This window comes from Caldifarcimen microaerophilum (assembly GCF_055387105.1).
The window spans coordinates 618,192-637,191 of sequence record NZ_AP038914.1 but is presented as its reverse complement, the minus strand read 5'-3'; the positions used below and the strand labels follow the sequence as shown (position 1 = coordinate 637,191).

At 63.2% G+C, this 19,000-nt stretch carries 21 protein-coding genes; 12 read left to right on the top strand and 9 right to left on the bottom strand.

Annotation, left to right across the window (positions count from 1 at the left end; translation table 11 throughout):
• Positions 1-11: 11 nt before the first annotated feature.
• From nuoL to AC6HU3_RS02990, 4 genes are read right to left on the bottom strand one after another with little or no spacing between them, the layout of a single operon-like run.
• Positions 12-1,847: an NADH-quinone oxidoreductase subunit L gene (gene nuoL / locus AC6HU3_RS03005; protein WP_497474538.1), complete on the bottom strand. Its 1,836-nt coding sequence runs from the start codon at positions 1,845-1,847 to the stop codon at positions 12-14.
• A gap of 11 nt (positions 1,848-1,858) precedes the next feature.
• A complete protein-coding gene (gene nuoK / locus AC6HU3_RS03000) occupies positions 1,859-2,158 on the bottom strand; it encodes an NADH-quinone oxidoreductase subunit NuoK (RefSeq protein ID WP_497474537.1) in 300 nt (99 codons plus the stop codon).
• Positions 2,155-2,649: an NADH-quinone oxidoreductase subunit J family protein gene (locus AC6HU3_RS02995; RefSeq protein ID WP_497474535.1), complete on the bottom strand. Its 495-nt coding sequence runs from the start codon at positions 2,647-2,649 to the stop codon at positions 2,155-2,157. The genes nuoK and AC6HU3_RS02995 overlap by 4 nt, the downstream gene beginning before the upstream one ends.
• Positions 2,646-3,269, bottom strand: a complete 624-nt coding sequence (locus AC6HU3_RS02990) for a NuoI/complex I 23 kDa subunit family protein (protein ID WP_497474533.1) — start codon at positions 3,267-3,269, stop codon at positions 2,646-2,648. Before AC6HU3_RS02990 ends, AC6HU3_RS02995 begins: the two co-directional genes overlap by 4 nt.
• 171 nt (positions 3,270-3,440) lie before the next feature.
• Here AC6HU3_RS02990 and AC6HU3_RS02985 point away from each other — a divergent pair, with 171 nt between their 5' ends.
• The 7 genes from AC6HU3_RS02985 to AC6HU3_RS02955 are packed head-to-tail and all read left to right on the top strand — an operon-like array spanning position 3,441 to position 9,395.
• Positions 3,441-4,016 carry an FHA domain-containing protein gene (locus AC6HU3_RS02985; RefSeq protein WP_497474532.1) on the top strand — a complete coding sequence of 192 codons (576 nt, stop codon included), beginning with the start codon at positions 3,441-3,443 and terminating at the stop codon, positions 4,014-4,016.
• Complete coding sequence (locus AC6HU3_RS02980) at positions 4,013-4,618, top strand: DUF4159 domain-containing protein (protein ID WP_497474530.1); 606 nt, start codon at positions 4,013-4,015, stop codon at positions 4,616-4,618. Before AC6HU3_RS02985 ends, AC6HU3_RS02980 begins: the two co-directional genes overlap by 4 nt.
• Before the next feature lie 22 nt (positions 4,619-4,640).
• Positions 4,641-5,375 carry a hypothetical protein gene (locus AC6HU3_RS02975; RefSeq protein ID WP_497474529.1) on the top strand — a complete coding sequence of 245 codons (735 nt, stop codon included), beginning with the start codon at positions 4,641-4,643 and terminating at the stop codon, positions 5,373-5,375.
• A 3-nt stretch (positions 5,376-5,378) separates the two neighbouring features.
• Positions 5,379-5,975 (top strand): purine nucleoside phosphorylase YfiH/LACC1 family protein, encoded by a 597-nt coding sequence (locus tag AC6HU3_RS02970; protein WP_497474527.1) that lies wholly within the window; start codon positions 5,379-5,381, stop codon positions 5,973-5,975.
• Positions 5,972-6,409, top strand: coding sequence for an NUDIX hydrolase (locus AC6HU3_RS02965; protein ID WP_497474526.1), 438 nt, complete (start codon positions 5,972-5,974; stop codon positions 6,407-6,409). The genes AC6HU3_RS02970 and AC6HU3_RS02965 overlap by 4 nt, the downstream gene beginning before the upstream one ends.
• Entirely contained in the window at positions 6,406-6,831 is a 426-nt protein-coding gene (locus AC6HU3_RS02960) for a hypothetical protein (RefSeq protein WP_497474524.1), read from the top strand. The genes AC6HU3_RS02965 and AC6HU3_RS02960 overlap by 4 nt, the downstream gene beginning before the upstream one ends.
• On the top strand, positions 6,828-9,395 hold the full coding sequence (locus tag AC6HU3_RS02955) for a HEAT repeat domain-containing protein (protein WP_497474522.1): 2,568 nt from the start codon (positions 6,828-6,830) through the stop codon (positions 9,393-9,395). The genes AC6HU3_RS02960 and AC6HU3_RS02955 overlap by 4 nt, the downstream gene beginning before the upstream one ends.
• Here AC6HU3_RS02955 and AC6HU3_RS02950 read toward each other — a convergent pair.
• A complete protein-coding gene (locus AC6HU3_RS02950) occupies positions 9,392-9,886 on the bottom strand; it encodes a hypothetical protein (RefSeq protein WP_497474521.1) in 495 nt (164 codons plus the stop codon). The two genes, AC6HU3_RS02955 and AC6HU3_RS02950, sit on opposite strands and share 4 nt — an antisense overlap.
• A 159-nt stretch (positions 9,887-10,045) precedes the next feature.
• On the opposite strand from AC6HU3_RS02950, the gene AC6HU3_RS02945 reads away from it, so the two are divergent.
• Complete coding sequence (locus tag AC6HU3_RS02945; protein WP_497474519.1) at positions 10,046-10,393, top strand: hypothetical protein; 348 nt, start codon at positions 10,046-10,048, stop codon at positions 10,391-10,393.
• 533 nt (positions 10,394-10,926) lie between these two features.
• On the opposite strand, the gene lpdA is transcribed toward AC6HU3_RS02945, so the two are convergent.
• Both lpdA and AC6HU3_RS02935 read right to left on the bottom strand, forming a co-directional pair.
• On the bottom strand, positions 10,927-12,324 hold the full coding sequence (gene lpdA / locus AC6HU3_RS02940; protein ID WP_497474518.1) for a dihydrolipoyl dehydrogenase: 1,398 nt from the start codon (positions 12,322-12,324) through the stop codon (positions 10,927-10,929).
• A 105-nt stretch (positions 12,325-12,429) separates the two neighbouring features.
• Entirely contained in the window at positions 12,430-13,878 is a 1,449-nt protein-coding gene (locus AC6HU3_RS02935; RefSeq protein WP_497474517.1) for an acyl-CoA dehydrogenase family protein, read from the bottom strand.
• A gap of 115 nt (positions 13,879-13,993) precedes the next feature.
• On the opposite strand from AC6HU3_RS02935, the gene AC6HU3_RS02930 reads away from it, so the two are divergent.
• From AC6HU3_RS02930 to AC6HU3_RS02915, 4 genes are read left to right on the top strand one after another with little or no spacing between them, the layout of a single operon-like run.
• Positions 13,994-14,386, top strand: coding sequence for a VOC family protein (locus AC6HU3_RS02930; protein ID WP_497474515.1), 393 nt, complete (start codon positions 13,994-13,996; stop codon positions 14,384-14,386).
• The gene (locus tag AC6HU3_RS02925; RefSeq protein WP_497474513.1) at positions 14,383-15,159 is read left to right on the top strand and encodes a metal ABC transporter substrate-binding protein; all 777 of its coding nucleotides are present in this window, start codon (positions 14,383-14,385) and stop codon (positions 15,157-15,159) included. Before AC6HU3_RS02930 ends, AC6HU3_RS02925 begins: the two co-directional genes overlap by 4 nt.
• Positions 15,143-15,949, top strand: coding sequence for a metal ABC transporter ATP-binding protein (locus AC6HU3_RS02920; protein ID WP_497474511.1), 807 nt, complete (start codon positions 15,143-15,145; stop codon positions 15,947-15,949). Before AC6HU3_RS02925 ends, AC6HU3_RS02920 begins: the two co-directional genes overlap by 17 nt.
• On the top strand, positions 15,946-16,770 hold the full coding sequence (locus AC6HU3_RS02915; protein WP_497474509.1) for a metal ABC transporter permease: 825 nt from the start codon (positions 15,946-15,948) through the stop codon (positions 16,768-16,770). The genes AC6HU3_RS02920 and AC6HU3_RS02915 overlap by 4 nt, the downstream gene beginning before the upstream one ends.
• Here the strand turns inward: AC6HU3_RS02915 and AC6HU3_RS02910 are convergent.
• Both AC6HU3_RS02910 and AC6HU3_RS02905 read right to left on the bottom strand, forming a co-directional pair.
• On the bottom strand, positions 16,708-17,256 hold the full coding sequence (locus AC6HU3_RS02910; RefSeq protein ID WP_497474507.1) for a metallophosphoesterase family protein: 549 nt from the start codon (positions 17,254-17,256) through the stop codon (positions 16,708-16,710). The two genes, AC6HU3_RS02915 and AC6HU3_RS02910, sit on opposite strands and share 63 nt — an antisense overlap.
• Complete coding sequence (locus AC6HU3_RS02905) at positions 17,253-18,998, bottom strand: 30S ribosomal protein S1 (RefSeq protein ID WP_497474505.1); 1,746 nt, start codon at positions 18,996-18,998, stop codon at positions 17,253-17,255. The genes AC6HU3_RS02910 and AC6HU3_RS02905 overlap by 4 nt, the downstream gene beginning before the upstream one ends.
• Positions 18,999-19,000: the final 2 nt, after the last annotated feature.

The window sequence follows — 19,000 nt, the reverse complement described above, 5'->3', positions numbered from 1 at the left end:
CTCCTCCTTGCTCATTGAAGCACCCACACGAGATAGGCGAACACCACCAGCGTCCAGACCACATAGGCCCGCACGAGCCCGTTCTGAAATCTCGAAAGCAGGGCACCCATCCCCTTCTGGACCCACGCGGTCAGATGGACGGTGCCGTCAATCAGGCCCCGATCCCCGGCGTAATAGAGACCGATGGCCAGCCCCTTGAAGGGTTTGCGGATCAGGAAGTCGTAGATCTCGTCCACAAAGAGCTTCCGGTAGGAGAGCACCCACAGGAGCCGGAATTTTCGGGCGAGGGTCTCGCCTGAGGGGCTTCCCACGAAGAAAATCTGATAGGCCAGGGCGATTCCCAGGACCGCGGCCACGATGGAGGCCACCACCACCGGTGTGGCATGGATCTCCGGCAGCGCACGGTGGGAGAGGCTGTGGAGGAACGCGTGGAAGGGCTCGGCGAGGAAGCCCACGGTGAGGCTCCCCAGGGCCAGTGCCCACAGAGGCAGGGTCATCACAGGGGGAGATTCGTGGACGTGATCAAACACGTCCGGATCCCGCGGTTTTCCGTGGAAGGCCACGATTACCGCCCGGAACATGTAGAAAGCGGTCATCAGGGCGGTGAGGGTCCCGATCCACCACAGCCCCGTGTCCAGACCAAAGGCGGCCTTCAGGATCTCGTCTTTGGAGAAAAAGCCGGCAAGAGGGGGAATCCCCGCAAGGGCCAGGGAAGCGATGAGAAAGGTCCAGTAGGTGTGAGGCATCTTTTTGCGGAGCCCTCCCATGCGGAAGATGTCCAGCACCCCGTGGGTGGCGTGCATCACGCTCCCCGCACCCAGAAACAGGAGGGCCTTGAAGAAGGCGTGGGTGAAGAGGTGAAAGATCCCCGCCGCATAGGCCCCCAGACCCACCGCCATGAACATGTAGCCCAGCTGACTGATGGTGGAATAGGCGAGAATCCGCTTGAGATCCCGCTGGGTGAGGGCATAAAAGGCGGCCATGATGGCGGTGAGTCCGCCAATCCAGGCGATGAAATGCCCGATGTGGGGGATGAGGTCATAGAGGGGGGCGGAGCGGGCGATGAGATACACCCCGGCTGTCACCATGGTGGCCGCGTGGATCAGGGCGGAGACGGGGGTAGGACCCTCCATGGCATCGGGAAGCCAGACGTACAGGGGAATCTGGGCGGATTTGCCCGTCGCACCCACGAAAAAGAGGAGGCCCACGAGAGGGAGCACGGCCGGGAGGACGTGAAGGTGATGGAAATAGGCAAACACCTCCGGATACACCAGCGTCCCGGTGAGGGAAAACAGGAGGAACATGCCCAGCAGAAAGCCGGCGTCCCCCACCCGGTTCACCACGAAGGCCTTGATGGCCGCGTCCGCCGCAGCCTTGCGGTGGTATTCATGGCCGATGAGCAGATAGGAGCACAGACCCACGCCTTCCCAGCCGACAAAGAGCAGAAGATAGCTGTCGGCCGTCACGAGCAGGAGCATGGCGAAGACAAAGAGGTTGAGGGCTGCGAAGAACCGGGCATACCCCGGATCCCCGTGCATATAGCCGATGGAATACACGTGGATGAGGAAAGCCACGGTGGTGACCGTCAGGGTCATCACCATGGTAAGGGCATCGTAATAGAATCCCACCGACAGGTTCAGGTCCCCCACCGGTAGCCAGGGATAGAGAACGATGTGGACGGGATCCCCGGCGAACCGGAAGGCCGCCAGGACCGCAAACAGCCAGGCCCCACCCATACCCAGCAGGGCAATCCAGTGGGCGCGAGGGGCCCACAGCCGTCCCAGCACCCCATTCAGCACGGCCCCACCCAGGGGGAAAAGAAGCATCGCGATGAGATAGGCTTCCATGGCCATCCTCCTCAGCCTCGAAGCATGCGGGCAAGGTCCACGTCCGGGGAATCCTTCAGCCGGACCAGGTTGATGGCGAGGGCGAGACCGATGGCCACCTCTGCCGCTGCAAGTCCCAGGAAGAGAAGCACCAGACTCACCGGTTCAGGCGAGGGAAAAGTCGCGTGGAACACCACCAGAGCCAGACCCGCCGCGTTGAGCATGAGTTCCATGGACATCAGGATCACGATCAGATTCCGGCGGAGCACCAGGCCCAGGAGGCCCAGAAAGAACAGCGTCACCGGGAAAGACAGGGCTGCCGCCAGACTCATGGGGTTTCCTCCCTGCGGGTGAGGGCGAACACGGCAACCAGGGCGACGAGAAGAAGCACCGAAAGGATTTCAAAGGGCACGAGATAGGAACCGAACAGGCCTTCCCGGTAAAAGGCAGCCTGGAAGGACGTCTGGACCCGGAAGGGCACCTGGAGGGAGGGAGTTCGAAAGAGGGCGAACAGGGTGCCCGCCCAGACCGCCGCCACGGCGATCACCCCCACGAAGGAGCGCAGAGAAAAGTCAAAGTCGAAGGCGGGCTGGCGCAGGTTCAGGAGCATGAGCACAAACAGGAAGAGGGTGATGATGGCACCAGCGTAGATGATGAGGAACACCGCCCCCAGGAAGGGGCTCCCCAGGAGGATCATGGTGAAGCCGATGGCCACAAAGGAGAGAAGGAGGGACAGGGCGCTGTACACGGGGTTTCGCTGGAGAATGACCGAAAACCCGGCCACCAGGGCAAGAAGGGAGAAAAGGACGTACAGGGTGATCATTGATCCGCTCCGCTTTTCAGGAGTTTCTCGAAAGGCCCTTCCAGGAACTTGAGTTCCCGCTTCGCCTCTTTGGAGAGCTTCACGGGTTTCCAGAGGTAGGACTCATACCGCCGGTGTTTCGCCAGGGGGCGGGTGACCGGACCGTGGGATTCGGGCACGTCGCGATAGAAGCCCTGCCAGGCCAGGATGGGTTGCTGGTCCACGGGGACGGTGATGTCCTCTTTGTGGAGGATCATGTCGCGGCGGTTGGTCCGGGCGAGTTCAAAGTCGGGAATCATGATGATGGCCTCTTCAGGGCAGGCTTCCACGCAGAATCCGCAGAAAATGCAGCGGCCTGTGTCGTAATCCCAGATTTTCGCATAGCGTTCCCCGTGGGAGATGGGGTTGTCCGGATCGTTTTCTTCGCCGACGATATACAGGGCCTCGGTGGGGCAGATGGCCGCACAGAGCATGCATCCCACGCATCGCTCCTTGCCGTCCGGATGGCGCTGGAGATTGAGGAGCCATCGGGCTCGGGGAGGCAGGGGTTTTCGCTCCTCCGGATATTGCACCGTGAAGCGTTTGCGAAACATATGGCGAAAAGTGACCGCCAGGCCCTCAAACAGCGAAAGAAGTTTCACCGCAGGCCTCCTCGTTTTGAAAGCCCTTCAATTATACGCCATCCGTCGCGAAACGGAAAGGTTCCGCTCCCGTGAAAGAACCAGGCAGAGATCCCTTCGCCGACCACCGTTGACAGTTTTGAAGTCGGAGCTTACAATCTGAATGTTCCATCCTTCGAGAAGGAGGTGTGGATGTTCATCTGTCCGATTTGCGGGCACAAGGAGAACGAAGAAAAATCCTGCCCGGTCTGTGGCGTGCTCATGGTAGAGGCCGAGGTTTCTCCCGAAACCTCAACCATTGCGGTGGAGATTGTGGAGAACCTTGGGGAAGATGTGGGGTTTGATGAGGATCGTCCCCTTCCCATTTCACGGGAATACAAACCCCGTCCGGAAACGCCCCCGTCACAGCCCAGCACCACACCCCTGGAGGAAAAACCGTCCACAGCGGTGGGAACTCAGTGGGTGCTGGTGGTGAAGCACAAAAAAGAGGTGCTTCAAGAAATTCCCCTTACGGGCGAGCTGGTGGTGGGGCGGTTTTCCCGGTCCACCGGGCCGGTGGATGTGGACCTTTCGGAATTTCCCGGTGCAGAGTTCGTCTCCCGAAGGCACATGCGGATTTTTGTCCAGAACGGCACGGTTTTCGTGGAAGATCTTGGATCCACCAACGGCGTGTATGTGAACAGGGTCCGGATCACGGAACCCACACCGGTGGGCCCCGAGGATCGCATCCGCGTGGGTGTGCTCTTTTTCCGCATTCGACCCGCATGACGTTCTGGTTTCTCCTGGCTTTCTCCCTGGTCCGGGTGCAGTATGACGGGGGCGGGGACTGGTACAACGACCCCGACGTTCTCCCCAATCTGGCCCGGGAAGCCCGGGCGCGGGTGGGCCTTGAGGTGGACACCGCCCAGGTGGTTCTTCGCCTGGACGATCCCCGCATCTTTGATTATCCCTTTCTGTATCTCACCGGCCACGGCAACATCTATTTCTCCGAAGAAGAAGCCCGGAACCTCCGGACGTATCTGGAGCGGGGCGGGTTTCTGTATGCGGACGACGATTACGGGATGGACGAGGCCTTTCGCCGGGAGATGCGCAAGGTCTTTCCGGAGGCCACCTGGATCGAGGTTCCCTTCGATCATCCCATCTACCATATCGTGTACGACTTCCCTCAGGGGCTCCCGAAAATCCACGAGCATTACCCCGGACCGCCGAAGGGGCTCGCCCTGGTGTTTCGGGGACGGATTGTGGTGTTTTACACCTACAACACCAACATCTCGGACGGATGGACCCCCTCCCACAACGACCCGCCCGAAAAACGGGAAGAAGCCTTCCGGATGGGGATCAACATCCTGACCTATGCCCTGATGTATTGACGAACCAAACAGGAGGCATGGAATGAAGCGCGGTGTGTGGCTGGTGGCCCTGGGCGTGGCCCTGGGGTTTTCGTCCTGCGACTGGCTGAAAGAAAAACTTCCCACCCTCACGGTGCTTGCCGTGTTCGGTGAGGTGGGTCCGGCCACGGGACCGGTGGAACAGGCCCTGGGCATCGACCTTCCCACCGAGAACCTGGATCCGTCTGTGCAGACGGCGCTGGTGTATGTGGCTGACGAGCAGGGGGTCGTGAAAACGGCACAGGTCTCGCTGGACGGGACGGTGCTCCCCTTCCAGGACACGGTGGACCTGTATTTCTTCCCCATCGCCGACACCCTCCCCGTTCCCGCGCCGGTGTCCATTCAGTTTGGATCCAGCCGGCTCCGGATTGATCACGAGGGTCAGGCGGTGGAACTCCTTGTGCCCGAGGGGGCGAGTCTTCAGGATCCGGTGGTGAACCCCAGTCCCGTTCAGGCAGGCCAGTCTTTCACCGTGAGCCTTTCCTTCACCGGGGCACCGGACAGCGTGCGGATTCAGCTTTCCGGAAGCGGGGTGAATGTGGATACGGTGGTGGGTGACCCCACCTCGCCCCTGACCCTCACCTTCCCCGACACGCTCACATCGGGCATTGCGGACACCACAGTGCTTACCCTCACCGCCACCGCCTTCCACACCACGATGGGAGGGGACGGCGTGACCCCGGCGTCCATGCGCATGGTGGTCCGGTCCAAAACCGCAGCCGTTCCGGTGATCCCCTGAGCCATGTGGGAAGAAACGCCCCAGGGCTTTCGTCTTGCATTGTATCCCGTGCAGGTGTTCCTGCCCGGACACCATCCCGAAGGCGTGCTCACCCTGCGCCAGATCCACAGCGCCCGGGTGGTGGATGTGGACCGGGAACCGCCGGGGGAGGGCGATGGCCTCCTGACCCGGGAAGGGAAAGCCCTGGGGGTTCGCACGGCCGACTGCTATCCCGTGGTGCTCTGGGTTCCCGCCCGACCCGGAACCCACGCCGTGCTCCACGTGGGGTGGCGGGGATTTGTCCGGGGGATTCTGGAGGAGGGTGTGAACCGGCTGGACGATGCCGGATCCATCCAGGCCGCCATCGGTCCCGGTATCTGCGGAAGGTGCTATCCGGTGGGGGAGACCTTCACGGACTGGGCCCGGCCCTGGATGTTCCGGAACCACCAGGCCCTGCACTTTGATCTCCTGCGGGCCATCCGGGAACGCCTGAAGGCCCTGGGTGTGGACGTGGTGGCCCTTCCACCCGCCTGCACCTTTGAACATCCGCAGCTTCCCTCCTACCGGCGCACAGGCATACGAAACCGATCCCTTCTTACTGTGGTGGGATCCGCGCCATGATCCGGGAACATTCCGCTGGGGGTGTGGTCTTCCGCCGCCGGAACGGCGATCTGGAAGTCCTGCTTGTGGCCACCCGGGGCGGAAAGCGCTGGCAGCTCCCCAAGGGCCAGGTGGAATCCTGGGAAAAGCCCGAGGAAACCGCCCAGCGGGAGGTGGCGGAGGAAGGCGGCGTGGTGGGCCGGGTGCTCGCACCGGCCGGAAGTGTGCAGTACTGGTATGTCCGGGAGGGCCAGAAGGTCAGGAAAACCGTGGATTTCTTCGTGATGGAATACGAGCGGGGGGACCCGTCCGAGCACGACTGGGAGGTGGACGACGCCCGGTTTTTCCCCGTGGACGAAGCCCTGCGCAAGCTGTCCTTCAAAAACGAGCGGGAGATCGTGGAACGGGCGCTGGAGGTGTATCGCTCCCTCCAGCGCGACGGAGAGGAGGGGTGACGTCAGGGCTTCTCTGGATTCTGTTTCTGGTGGGAACCCTCATCCTCCTTGCGGGGTATGCTCAGGGGGTGCGCCTGAACCGGGCGCTGGCCTGGTGGACCGCCCATGAGATCGAGCGGTTCTTCCGGGTTGAGGAGGGAACCTACACCTGGATGGGGGGCGTGATGGGTTATGAAGCCCAGCTCACCGGGAAACTGGGGCCGATTCACGCGGTGGTCACCTTCCTGCCCCGCCATGCTCTTCTGTATTATCCCATCGCCCGGTTTCTCACGAGCAAGGGGGACCGGGTCCGCATCACCTGCCGGGGTCGGGAGTTTCTGTTCGTGGGGCGCCTCCACGCCGAAAAGGAGCGCCGGCGTTTTCAGGAGGCCCTCAAGGATTTCACCGAGGCCCTGGACGACAGGGAGGTCCCGGGAGTATGATCTGGGATTCCACAGTGACGCAGGCCATCCTCCTGCTCCTCGGGGGGTGGGGAATGGACTCCACGGTGCTCGTGGCCGATCGCCTGTGGGATCCCCCCGATCCCTTCACCCTTCCGGTGGTGGCGTCGGTGCTGGATAACCCCCTGAACCTCTCTTCCCTGGAACCGTCCTTTCACCATCCCCTGGACAGCCTGCCCTCCCTTCTCTCCCTTGCGCAAGAACCTCCCCGCCCCCTGCGGGACGATCCGGAGGCTCTCCTCCGGGAGCTCGGCCGGGTGTGTGCCGAAAGCAAAGCCTTTTACAGGCGTTTGCATAGAGAACTCCGCCCCGTGCTGGATTCCCTGGTGGCGGCGGTGCCCGATCTGATTCTGGATGAAGAAGATTCCCTCCTCCGGTCCCGCTGGGGAGAACTCAACGAAACCCTCACCGGCCGCCGCTGGTCGGGAGACACCCTTCCCGACACCACCCTGTTTCGGCTTCTCCGGCGGGTGCCCTTCCGGGAGATCTGGGCGCAGGGGCTCCGGGAACAGCGTGTCCTTCACGACATCGCCCGGCGACTGGCTCCCCATGCGGGTCGCCTCCCTCCCGGCGAACTGAACCTTTCCGGCTGCCGGGTCTGGGTGGGGACCTGGGGACGGGATACATACGCTCCGCCCTGGGATTATGACGTGATTCTGGAACCCGGAGGGGACGACCGGTACATGGGGGTCCCGGCGGGGATGGGACGCGTTCAGGTGGTTCTGGATTTTGAAGGAAACGATCTTTATGAGGGGGCTTCCTGGGGTGAGCCGGGGGGTGCCCTCTTCGGGAGCGCATGGATCGTGGATCTTCAGGGGGACGACACCTACCGGGGTGGGGATCTCTCCCTGGGCGCGGGGTTTGGAGGCAGTGCGGGGGTGATGGACTTTTCCGGGGACGACGTGTACCGCTGCGGGCAGTTTTGTCTGGGGGCTTCCGCGTGGGGCCTGGGCCTGGTGCTGGAGGGCGACGGCCACGACCTGTATCATGTGGACGAGGGAGGGGAGGCCTTTGCCCGCACGGGTGGACTGGCCCTTCTTCTGGACGAAGGGGGAAACGACGGATACCTGGCCGGCGCCACCCGGTTGCATGAGCCCCTCCAGCCCGATATGCTCCGGGGGTTTGCCCAGGGCTTTGCCTTCGGATACCGCCCTTACGCTTCCGGTGGCATTGCCCTTCTCGTGGATCGTCAAGGTCACGACCGGTATTCCAGCCCGGTGTATGGCCAGGGGGCGGCCTACTGGAAGGGCCTAGGGGTGCTGGTGGATGAGGAGGGGAGCGACGTGTATGAGGCGGTGCAGTATGCCCAGGGGGCGGGCATCCATCTGGCGGTGGGGGTGCTTCTGGACGGGAAGGGACGGGACCGGTATGCCTCCCGGTTTGGTCCGGCGCTGGGAGAAGGACACGACCTTTCGGTGGGGGTTCTGGTGGACGGCGGGGGAGACGATCTCTATGAGGTCTCCGGCGGACTGGGGCTGGGGCTTGCCAACAGCATCGGGATCCTGGTGGATCGTTCCGGCAACGACCTGTACCGGCTCACGGAGCCCCGGGGGCTGGGAGACGGAGACACCGCCCGGGGGACGGGAAGTCTGGGACTGTTCGCCGATCTTTCCGGACAGGATGTCTATCTTGCCCCCGGGCAGGCCTGGTCCAACGGGACGTCGTGGGTTCGGGGCGAGGTGGGATTCGGAATGGACGCTTCCCTTCTTCCCGACACCCTTCCGGAGGTCCCTCCGGACACGACGGGGCTTCAGACCTTTCTGGATACGGCGGGGGTGGCGTCCCTATACAGAGAAGCCCGCACGTGGGGTGTGGGGTCCCGCCGGATCTGGGTGCGGCGGGTGCGGGAGGCCCTGGCGGAACGGGGTGGCGAGGCCCTCCGGTTTCTGATCCCCGACAAACTCCGGGACCCCTATCCCCTGAACTGGCGGGTGATCAAAGCGGTGGTGAAGAAAAACCCGGACACGGCAAAGGTGCTGCTCCGCCAGGCTCTTGCTCACCCTTCCGACACGGTGCAGGGACTGGCTGTTCGGCTTCTTGCGGAGATCAAGGACACGGCGTCTCTTCCCGCCATCCTGAAGCTGTGGGACCCGGGCAAAAGCCGGTTTTTCCGCCGGGCCTTTCTGCGGGCCCTGGCCACCCTTCAGGATTCAGAAGCCTGCTCTTTTCTTGAAAGGCGTCTCCGGGATACGGTGGGGGTGGTCCGGGCCTATGCGGCCACGGCGTGGGGGGCCTGTGCCTGCCCACCGGAATCGCTCTTGAATCTTCTTGCGGATCGGTTCCCGGTGGCCCAGGCGGCCTTTCTGGCTCTCCGGGAGCAAGACCTTCCCGAAGACACCCTCCTTGCGCGTCTGGATGGGTGTTCCGAACAGGACTGCGGATTTCTCGTCCGGCTTGTCGGGGAGCGCTCCAACCTTTCCTGGCATGCCCGGGAGCGGCTTGCCCGCCTTCCCGAACCTCTTCTCCGGTTTCTCCCGGACTCCGTCAGGCGGAAGCTTCCCTTATCTGTGAAAGACCTCCCTGCCATCCACATTCCCGGCCGTTAGCGCCCGAGCCGCGGGGCAACGATCCGGGAGAAGGCGTCGCCTTCCACGGTTTTCCGGAGTTCCATCAGGGTTTCTTCCTGGATTTTGTGGAGTTCCTGGTCCCGTTCCCGGACGTTCTGCAGGGCGCGTTCCAGTTCCGCCGGTGAGGCGTCGGGGTTTCTCAGGGTGCGGGCGAGTTCCTGTCGGGCAATGCGCAGTTCGGTCCGGGCCCGGAGCCAGCGGGGGGTGAGGCGGGCCTCCAGGTCCCGGAGTTCCTTGGCCCGATGGGGGGCGATGCGGGCTGCGCGCCGGAAGAGATGGGGCGGGGCAAGGCGCTGCCGGGCATGCCGCCGTGCACGCCGGATCCTGCGGGCCTGTCTCCCGGACCGGAGAAACCGGGCTTTCCGGATGGGACGGGCATCCCGGAAGGCCGGCTGGGGCCTATCAGGAAGAGGCTGGCTCCTCCCGGCCGCCGGGAGGGTGAGGACAAGGGCCATGATCATCCACCGCATGGGAAACCTCCTGTTTGCACGGGTTCATGGAGAAAGACGGGGGAAAAGGGCAAAAGGTTCCCGGACGTGACAGGATCGTTTGATGCTGCGGTATTCGACCCGTATACTTTGGGCAATGGGTGAGGGGGGGAGGCGAATCCTTGAACAAGGAGGGGAACCATGAAGAAGCTGGCCCTGGCTGTTGTGATGGTGGTGGGTCTCGTGGCCTCTGGGTGTGCCACCATTAACGTGACTGCGCCTCCCGGCGCTCAGGTTACCATTGCCGCGAAAGGAACCACAGGTCCCGCGGGATGCACCCTGTATGCCGAGAAACGGGCCATGTATCTTCTCTGGGGACTTGTGCCGCTGGGGGACAACTCCACCGCCACCATCATGCCCAAATCGGGCAAGGTGGTGGTCCAGACCCAGTATACGTTCATTGACTGGGGCCTGGGTGTTCTGGCCAACCTGCTCATCCCCACAACGCTCCACTTCAAGTCGGCCAAGGTCTACACCTGCTCACAGTAAGCGTTCGACGCTCCGGTCCCCCCTCACCCGACCCTGGCGGGCAGGTTCGTCATACCCCCGCGATCCCTTTCCCCGGGTGTCCGGGAACACAGCAAACGCGGAGAGACCCCTTCAGGGATTTGCCCGTTCGGATCCCGTTCAACCGCGTGCTGGGCCTCCGGAAGCGGGGGTACTACAGCGGTGGCGGCGGGAGCTCATAAACGGGAACAAGGATGGGCGTGGTGATGGCGCCAGGCTGCGGAAAGCCCCGAAAGGTAGAGCGGTTCGCTCCCGTTGGTGTGGGTCCTTGTGAGGGAAAACACGCCCCCCGCCACACAGACAGGCACCGGAACGTTGCTTTTCCTCCCGAGCCAGATGTCGAAGCTCCTCTGGGGTGGGTATAGGCCTGCTTGGAGGAAAAGGTTTGAACCTGCGGGTGCGCACAAGGGAGGTCCTGCGCCCATCACCCCCACGATCCCCGCGCCCCACACTGCACACGGGGCAAGCAGGACCAGAATCCTCACCGCCCTCACCGGCGTTCGCATCCCTCCGGTTCAGCGGTTCACGATGTGGATGGCCCGTTTGTGGACGTTTTCGGCCGCCTCCATCAGGGCTTCGGACAGGGTGGGGTGGGGATGCACGGAGAGACCGATATCTTCTGCCGTGGCGGCCATCTCCACGGCCAGCACCCCTTCCCCGATCAGGCTGGAGGCTTCGGGTCCCACCACGTGCACCCCGATCACCACATCGTTCTCGTCGGTGATGATCTTGGCAAACCCCTCCCGCACGCCGTAGGTCAGGGCCCGGCCGTTCGCCACCCAGGGGAATTTCCCCACCCGATAGGCAATGCCCCGGGCTTTCGCTTCTTCTTCCGAGAGTCCCACGGAAGCGAGCTGAGGTTCCGTATACACCACGGCCGGGATGGCCCGGACATCCATGGCGGAGGGGAGCCCCGCGATGTGCTCGGCGGCCACAATGCCTTCCCGGGACGCCTTGTGGGCCAGCATGGGACCGGGGACGATGTCGCCGATGGCATACACGCCCTTCACCGACGTCTCCATGTGCTCGTTCACCTCCACAAACCCCCGGTCGTTCGTTTTCACGCCAATCTCTTCCAGTCCGATCCCGGACGTGTTGGGTTTCCGTCCCACGGCCACCAGGAGGACGTCGCCTTCCACCACCCGGGTCTCGCCCCCCATCCGGACGTGGAGGCGAACACCCGAGGCGGTTTTTTCAAGTTTTTCCGCCCGGGCCGATGTGTGGATGGTGATCTTCTGGCGCTTGAGGGCTTTCGCTAGCTCCCGGGCGCTTTCGCTGTCCATCCCGGGAAGGATCTGGTCCATGAGTTCAAACACCTCCACTTCGGCGCCGAAATGCCGATACACAAAGGCAAACTCCAGCCCGATGGCCCCTGCCCCCAGCACCAGGAGTTTCTTCGGAATACGGGGGAAGGCCACGGCATGGTCGGAATGCCACACCCGCTCGCCGTCCACCTCAAACCCGGGAAGCTCCGCCGGCCGGGAACCCGTGGCCACGATCACCGCCCCCGCTTCCACCACTTCCTGGCGTCCGTCGGGATGGGTGATCTCCACCTGGCGGGGACTTTTGAGTTTCCCCACCCCCTGCACCCACTCCACGCCGTGGGTTTTCCAGAGGGTCTGAATCCCCCGCACCAGCCGGTCCACGATCCCCTGCTTCCAGCTGTTGAGCTTGTCAAGGTCCACCGGACCCGCCTGAATCCCCAGCCCCATCCGGGACGCCTCGCCAGCTTCCCGGTGGAGGTGGGCCGCATGGAGGAGGGCTTTGGTGGGGATGCACCCCACGTTCAGGCACACCCCGCCCACATACTGTTTTTCCACCACAAGAACCTTTTTCCCGAGCTGGCCGAGACGGATGGCCGCCACATAGCCGCCCGGTCCCGCGCCGATCACAACCGCATCATACCGTTTCACCGCATGCCTCCCGGTTTGGTTTTTCCGTATGATATGGTTTTTCGGGTGAAATATCCCGACCGCCTTCTTGCATCGCAATAGACAGACGGACGCTCTGGCGGAGATTCAGGATGCCGTTCTCCTGTGGGCCAGGCTCAGGCCCACCCACCGGGCGAAAGGCTCCAGCACCTCCCGCGCCCGGGCCTCCTTCTCTTCCGGAGGAAGGGACAGGTATTCCTCCAGGGATTGCTCCCACGCCCGGATGCTGTCCGCATCCACCTGACCCCGGAGGTCCTCCAGGAGAAGGCGGTGGGCCTGCTTTCGCTCCATGGCCTCCAGGCCGTCCAGAAGCTGGCGGTGAGGGGTGCCCTCCCAGATGGGAAGGATGAGCGCCTCCCGCAGCAGACGCTCCACCCCCATCTCCTCCAGAATCCCGATCCCTCCAAACACCTCGATGGCCCACCGGGAGAGTTTCACCGCCACCTCTGCCGTCCAGTATTTGGCCAGGTGAGCCACGAAACGAAAGAGATGATAGCGTTCGGAATACCGGGGCCGATCCTCCCACACCTCATCCAGGAGTTCCACTGCCCGCCAGGCCAGGGCAAAGGCCCCATCCAGTTCCCGTCTCCAGGTTTCGATTTCGTGGGCCAGGAGGGGATGAAAGGCGATGGGCTTCCCGAAGGCTTCACGACTCCGGGCATAGGCCACCGCCCGGGCCAGCGCACTCTGAGCCAGGGCGACGCTCCCCACACTGTTGGCCACCCGCGAGATGTTCAGGGCCTCCAGAATGAGATAGATCCCGTGCTCCGGCTCGCCCAGAAGCCAGGCTTCCGCATCTTCGAGGAGTACCTCCCCGGTGGGAACGGACCGGGTGCCGATCTTGTCCTTCAGGCGCTGAATGGTGTAGTTGAGGCTTCCGTCCTGGCGAAACCGGGGTACCAGAAAAAGGGCAAGTCCCCGGACCGTGGGCGGAGCACCTTCGGGCCGGGCGGCCACAATGGCGTATTCCGCCCCGGCGTTGCTCGCAAAATATTTGAGGCCCGAAAGATGCCAGCGGTCACCGTCCCGGCGGGCCACGGTCTCCACGCCGGAGCCCAGATCCGACCCACCCCGAATTTCCGTCATCCAGGTGGCTCCCTGAGCCGGCCGGTTTTTGCGGGTCATCTCCGTGAGCACCCGTTCCCGGATGGCGGACGGCGCGTATTTCTGAACGGCCACAGCGGTGGAAACGCTCACGGTGTAGGGGCAATAGAGCCCAGGATCCCAGAAGGACGTGATGTAGCCCAGCAGGAAAAAGGGACGGAGGCGGTTTTCTTCAAACACCCGCCAGATGTGACCCGCTTCGTATCCGTAATCGAGCATCTCCCAGTATTCCGGGGGATACTGGATTTCGTCCACCCGCTCGCCCCGTTCGTTGAACATCCGAAGCCAGGGGGTGCGCATCCGGTCCACGGCCTGGGAGACTGCCTCCCCTTCCTCCAGCCACCAGGTTTCATAGGCCGTGAGATAGGCTTCCTCCTCACCCGACAGGGAAACCCGGGATTTCAAATAATCGAGGGGTTTTGCGAAGTCCATGGGATGCCTCCCGTTCGTGTTCCCTCCCGGAGTGATTGTATGGACTTTCCGGCGAATCGTCCAGAAGGGCCTTTGGATTGAAGGTTCCCTTCCAGTTGTGTACACTCTCTCCATCATGAAACTCGCCCACGTGGGAATCGTGACCCGTGACGCCCGAGCCCTGGCCCGGGTGCTGGAGACGGTGCTGAGCCTTCCCATCACCGCGGAAGATCGGGATGAGGAGCGGGGGCTGGCCTTTCTGTTCCTGGGAGAAGATCCGGCCCTGGAGCTCATTCAGCCCCTCCGGGAAGGAACGGCGGTGGATCGCTTCCTTGCCGAACGGAAGGGGGGCCTTCATCATCTGGCTTTCTGGGTGGAGGATCTGGAAGCTGCCCTTCGGAGGCTTGAGCAAGAGGGCTACCGGGTGGTCGATGGGCCCCGGAAAGGGGCGCTGGGGCACACCATCGCCTTTCTGCATCCCCGGGATACGGGATATGTCCTGATTGAACTCGTCCAGGCTCACCCATGACCTGGCTGGTGATCTCCCTGATCCTCGGCACCTCCATCGAGCCCCTCCGGCTGATGCTCGCCGAACTCGGGGGCTCCCGGGTGGAGGCGTTTGCCCTGATTCCTCCGGGGGCTTCTCCCCACACCTATGATCCCCGCCCCCGGGATTTCGCCCGCCTTGCGCAGGCCGACGCGGTGATTCTGGTGGGGAAACCCCTGGATCACTGGGTTCACCACTCCCGCCGGGTGGTGCTGAAGGATGTTCTGGGTCTTCCCGATTCCGCCAATCCCCACATCTGGCTTTCCTTTGCATTCTCCCGGCGGGTTGCGGCCATCCTCACGGATTCCCTTGCCACCTGGGACCCGGAGGGTGCCGACACCTACAAACAGCGCCTCCAAGCCTTCCTTCAGCGGACAGACGGCCTGGAAGCCCGGGCGAAGGAGATGGCGAAAGACCTGGGGCCGGTGGTGCTCGAACATCCGGCCTGGACCTATCTCTTTCGGGAAATTGACGTTCCGGTAGCCGGAGTGGTGATCCCCCATGAAGGTGCAGAACCCTCCCCCAAAGCCCTTGTGTTCCTGATCCGGACGGTCCGGAAGGCGAAGGCCCGCCTCCTCATCCTGGAGCCCGCCGGGCGGCATCCCCTCCTGGAAACCATCCTCTCAGAAACCCGTCTGGACACCGTGACGCTGGACCCGCTGGGCGGATGGCTCCGACCGGCATCCTTCACCGAGCTCCTGGAAAAGAACCTGGAACGACTGGAGCAGGCGGTGGTCCATGACACCCCTCGTTGAACTCCAGGATGTCGCCGTCCGGTTCGGCAAGCACATCGCGCTGGAGGGGATTTCGTTCCGTGTGGAGGAGGGAGAGTTCACCGCCATCATCGGCCCCAACGGAGCCGGAAAGACCACCCTCCTGCGGGTGATTCTGGGAATCCTCCGGCCGGAGGAGGGGACGGTCCGGGTGCTGGGGAAGCCTCCCTGGACTCTGAACCGGAAAGAGCGGCTGGCCCTGGGCTATGTTCCTCAGGAATTTTCCCTTCACCGGCATTTTCCCCTCCGGGTGATGGATGTGGTGCTCATGGGGCGATACGGTGCCCTCGGTTGGTTTCGCCGTCCCGGCCCCGAGGACCGGCGTATGGCCCTTCAAACCCTGGAGTTGCTGGAGATCGCCCATGTGGCCGACCGGCGGCTGTCGGAACTCTCCGGGGGACAGCGCCAGCGCACCCTGATTGCCCGGGCGCTGGTGAACCGTCCCCGCCTGCTCCTCCTGGACGAACCCTCGGCTTCGCTGGATCCGGCCATGACAGAAGGCCTTTTTTCCCTGCTGGATCGCCTGCGGCGGGATCTTGCCCTCACTGTGATCCTGGTGTCCCATGATGTGGGAATTGTGGCCTCCTTCGCGGATCGGGTGGCGTGCCTGTCCCGGCGCCTGGTGGCCCACGGACGCCCCCAGGAAGTTCTCACGGAGGAGACCCTGGAGTGCATGTATGGCCGGCACGCCGCGGCCGTCGGGCACGGCCGCCTCCCCCACATCGTTCTCCCCCTGAAAGATCACGAAGAACCGAAGGGCAGCGGCTCATGAGCGGGGTGATGGATCTCCTTGCCTTCGGGTTCTTTCAGAAAGCCCTGGTGGCTTCGGTGGTGATCGGGGCGGTCATGGCCCTGGTGGGAACCCACGTGGTTCTGCGAAACCTGGCGTTCATCGGGGCGGGGGTGGCCCATGCGAGTTTCGGCGGCATCGCCCTGGCCCTCCTTCTCGGGTGGTCGCCGGTGGGCCTGGCCTGGGTGTTTGCCCTGCTCACCGCACTGGGGGTGGCCTATGTCCAGGAGCGAACCCCCATCCACGAGGACACCGCCATCGGGATCCTGTTCACCACCTTCATGGCCCTGGGGATCGTGGTGATCGGGTTCTATCCGGGCTATGCCGGGGATCTGTTTGCCTATCTTTTCGGGAACGTGCTGGCCATCCCGGCCGGGGAACTCCGTCTGGGGCTGGGGGTGGGCGGCCTGCTGATTCTGGTTCTGATCCTTCTGGACAAGGAGTTTCTTCTCATCGCCTTTGACCCGGAATTCGCCCGGGTTCAGGGGTTCCCGGTGAGTGTCCTGAACGCCCTGGAACTCATGCTGATGGCTTCGGCGGTGGTCCTGTCCATCCGGATGGTGGGGGTGATCCTCTCTTCGGCCCTCCTGGTGATCCCGCCCGCCACCGCCCTCCTGGTGGCCCGGAATATCCGGGAACTTCAGATTCTTTCAGTTCTTTTCGGGGTGGGGGCCAGTGTGGTGGGGCTTTTTCTGGCCTATGCCTTCAACGCCCCTTCGGGGGCCACGGTGGTGCTGTGCTCAAGTGTCCTGTTTTTTGGACTTCTCGGCCTCAAACGTCTTCCACTTGTCCAGGGAAGGTAAGAGCCGGATCTCCGCCCGGATGCGTTCCGGCGTGAGTTCCAGAAGGGCGAAGGTCTGACGCCGGGCATACACCGTGTCGGTGGGGCTTCCCGGGTTGAGAAAGAGAATCCCGTCCCGCGCTTCCGCCAGGGCCTCGTGGCTGTGTCCAAAGATGATGAGGTCCACCGGCGTGTCCCGGAACCGATCCCGCACCCGGTCCACGATCCCCACCGGGGCACCGGAGCCGTGGGTGATCCCCACCGTCCACCCTTCAAACTCCACCACCATCCGCTCGGGGAGTCGCCGATAGAGGGCTTCTTCGTCCATGTTCCCCCAGACCGCATGCACGGGCTTGCCCCACGCCTCCAGTTCCAGAAGCACGTCCAGGGTGGTGAAGTCCCCCGCGTGGATGATCCCGTCTGCTTCTTCAAAGAAAGGATTCAGGGCCCGGGGGAGGGCCCGGGCCCTGTGAGGGATATGGGTGTCGGAAAGGACCAGGAGCCTCATCCTTCCGAAGCGGGCTCTTCGGTTTCCTCTTCCTCCTCGTCCAGCCCTTCCTGAAGAGCACGGACTTTCTCAAGCTCGCTGCGCAGAATTTCACCCAGGTTCAGCCGAACGGGCTCCAGACGGCTCTGGACCGCGCGGATTTCCTCCTTCTCTTTCCGGCGTTCCTCTTCCCGGATCCGGCGGTGGAGTTCCCGCTCGGAGAGGAGAATCCGCTTCCGCTCCGGCTCGATCTTCATCACCTGGAGACGCAGGGTCTGACCCACCTGATAGTGGTTGTGCATGTCATCCCGGTGAAGGAGGTGGGACCGGGGGACGAAGCCTTCCAGGCCCTCTTCCACCTGAACCACAATGCCCCGCTCTCCGATCTGGATGATGGGCAGTTCCACCACCGTGCCTTCGGGAAGCTGCTCCCGGATGGAATCCCAGGGGTTGGGACGGGTGTGCTTGAGGGACACCTCGAGAATCCGCTCCCGGGAGTCCACCTTGATGACCATCACCCGGAGTTTCTGTCCCACCCGCAGGGCGTCCGCGGGGCTGGAGAAGCGCTGGGTCCAGGAGAGGTTCCCCACGTGGAGGAAGCCTTCCACGCCGCCCTCAAACTCCATGAACGCACCGGTGTTGGTGAGCTCTTTCACCGTTCCCCGCACCACGGTACCCACGGGGTACTTCTCCTCGATGAGAGCCCAGGGATCGGCCTGAGCCTGCTTGAGTCCCAGGGAGATGCGCTGGTTTTCAATGTCCACATACAGCACCACGAACTCGTGGCGCTCGCCCTCCTGAATCACCTGGCTGGGATGGCGGGGAGGACGGCCCCACTTGAGCTCGTTGATGTGGACGAATCCCTCCACCCCCGGCTCCAGCTCCACGATGGCGCCGTGGTCCAGAATCTTTTTGACCACGCCCACCACCTTGCTGCCCACGGGGTATTTCTCCGCCACCTTCTCCCAGGGATGGGGCTGGAGATGCTTCAGGGACAGGGAAACCCGCATCCGATCCACGTCCACGCTGAGCACCTTCACCTCCACTTCCTGACCCACTTTCACCACCTGAGAGGGATGGGACACACGTTCCCATGAGAGGTCGGACAGATGGATGAGACCGTCCACGAACCCCAGGTCCACGAAGGCACCGAAGTCGGTGAGATGCTTCACCACGCCTTTGAGCACCTCGCCGGGGCGGAGTTCTTTGAGGCGTTCCCGGGCTTTCTCCCGCTCCTCCTCCAGCACCTCTCGCCGGCTCACCACGATGTTTTTCCGGGCCTTGTTCACCTTGATAATCTTCACCGGGATCTCCTCCCCCACCCAGCGGGCAAAGTTCCGCACCCGCCGGATGTCCACCTGGGAACCGGGGAGGAAAGCGTTCACCCCGAAGACCTCCACCAGGAGACCTCCCTTCACCTGGGAGAGCACCCGGGCCGTGACGGTCTTGTTTTCCGTATAGGCCTCGTGGATCTTATCCCAGGCAAGGGTGAAGTCGGCTTTGTGTTTGGAGATGATGGTCCGGCCACCCCGGCCGTCGACGCTTTCGATATATACGGTCACCTTGTCTCCCGGCTTGACCTCCTCTTTGAATTCACTCCGGGGAACGATTCCCTCGGACTTGGCCCCGACGTCCACATACACTTCCTTGTCGGTGACCTTGACCACGGTGCCTTCGACGAGATCCCCCTCCTTCAGTTGCCGGAGGCTCTGTTCCAGGAGCGCTCCGAAGTCCACATCGGACCAGTCTTTTTTCTCATCCATCT

Coding starts and splice junctions, on each gene's coding strand:
- nuoL (WP_497474538.1), bottom strand. CDS start 1,847: ATGGAAGCCTATCTCATCGCGATGCTTCTTTTCCCCCTGGGTGGGGCC.
- nuoK (WP_497474537.1), bottom strand. CDS start 2,158: ATGAGTCTGGCGGCAGCCCTGTCTTTCCCGGTGACGCTGTTCTTTCTG.
- AC6HU3_RS02995 (WP_497474535.1), bottom strand. CDS start 2,649: ATGATCACCCTGTACGTCCTTTTCTCCCTTCTTGCCCTGGTGGCCGGG.
- AC6HU3_RS02985 (WP_497474532.1), top strand. CDS start 3,441: ATGTTCATCTGTCCGATTTGCGGGCACAAGGAGAACGAAGAAAAATCC.
- AC6HU3_RS02980 (WP_497474530.1), top strand. CDS start 4,013: ATGACGTTCTGGTTTCTCCTGGCTTTCTCCCTGGTCCGGGTGCAGTAT.
- AC6HU3_RS02975 (WP_497474529.1), top strand. CDS start 4,641: ATGAAGCGCGGTGTGTGGCTGGTGGCCCTGGGCGTGGCCCTGGGGTTT.
- AC6HU3_RS02970 (WP_497474527.1), top strand. CDS start 5,379: ATGTGGGAAGAAACGCCCCAGGGCTTTCGTCTTGCATTGTATCCCGTG.
- AC6HU3_RS02965 (WP_497474526.1), top strand. CDS start 5,972: ATGATCCGGGAACATTCCGCTGGGGGTGTGGTCTTCCGCCGCCGGAAC.
- AC6HU3_RS02955 (WP_497474522.1), top strand. CDS start 6,828: ATGATCTGGGATTCCACAGTGACGCAGGCCATCCTCCTGCTCCTCGGG.
- AC6HU3_RS02950 (WP_497474521.1), bottom strand. CDS start 9,886: ATGCGGTGGATGATCATGGCCCTTGTCCTCACCCTCCCGGCGGCCGGG.
- AC6HU3_RS02945 (WP_497474519.1), top strand. CDS start 10,046: ATGAAGAAGCTGGCCCTGGCTGTTGTGATGGTGGTGGGTCTCGTGGCC.
- AC6HU3_RS02935 (WP_497474517.1), bottom strand. CDS start 13,878: ATGGACTTCGCAAAACCCCTCGATTATTTGAAATCCCGGGTTTCCCTG.
- AC6HU3_RS02930 (WP_497474515.1), top strand. CDS start 13,994: ATGAAACTCGCCCACGTGGGAATCGTGACCCGTGACGCCCGAGCCCTG.
- AC6HU3_RS02925 (WP_497474513.1), top strand. CDS start 14,383: ATGACCTGGCTGGTGATCTCCCTGATCCTCGGCACCTCCATCGAGCCC.
- AC6HU3_RS02920 (WP_497474511.1), top strand. CDS start 15,143: ATGACACCCCTCGTTGAACTCCAGGATGTCGCCGTCCGGTTCGGCAAG.
- AC6HU3_RS02915 (WP_497474509.1), top strand. CDS start 15,946: ATGAGCGGGGTGATGGATCTCCTTGCCTTCGGGTTCTTTCAGAAAGCC.
- AC6HU3_RS02910 (WP_497474507.1), bottom strand. CDS start 17,256: ATGAGGCTCCTGGTCCTTTCCGACACCCATATCCCTCACAGGGCCCGG.
- AC6HU3_RS02905 (WP_497474505.1), bottom strand. CDS start 18,998: ATGGATGAGAAAAAAGACTGGTCCGATGTGGACTTCGGAGCGCTCCTG.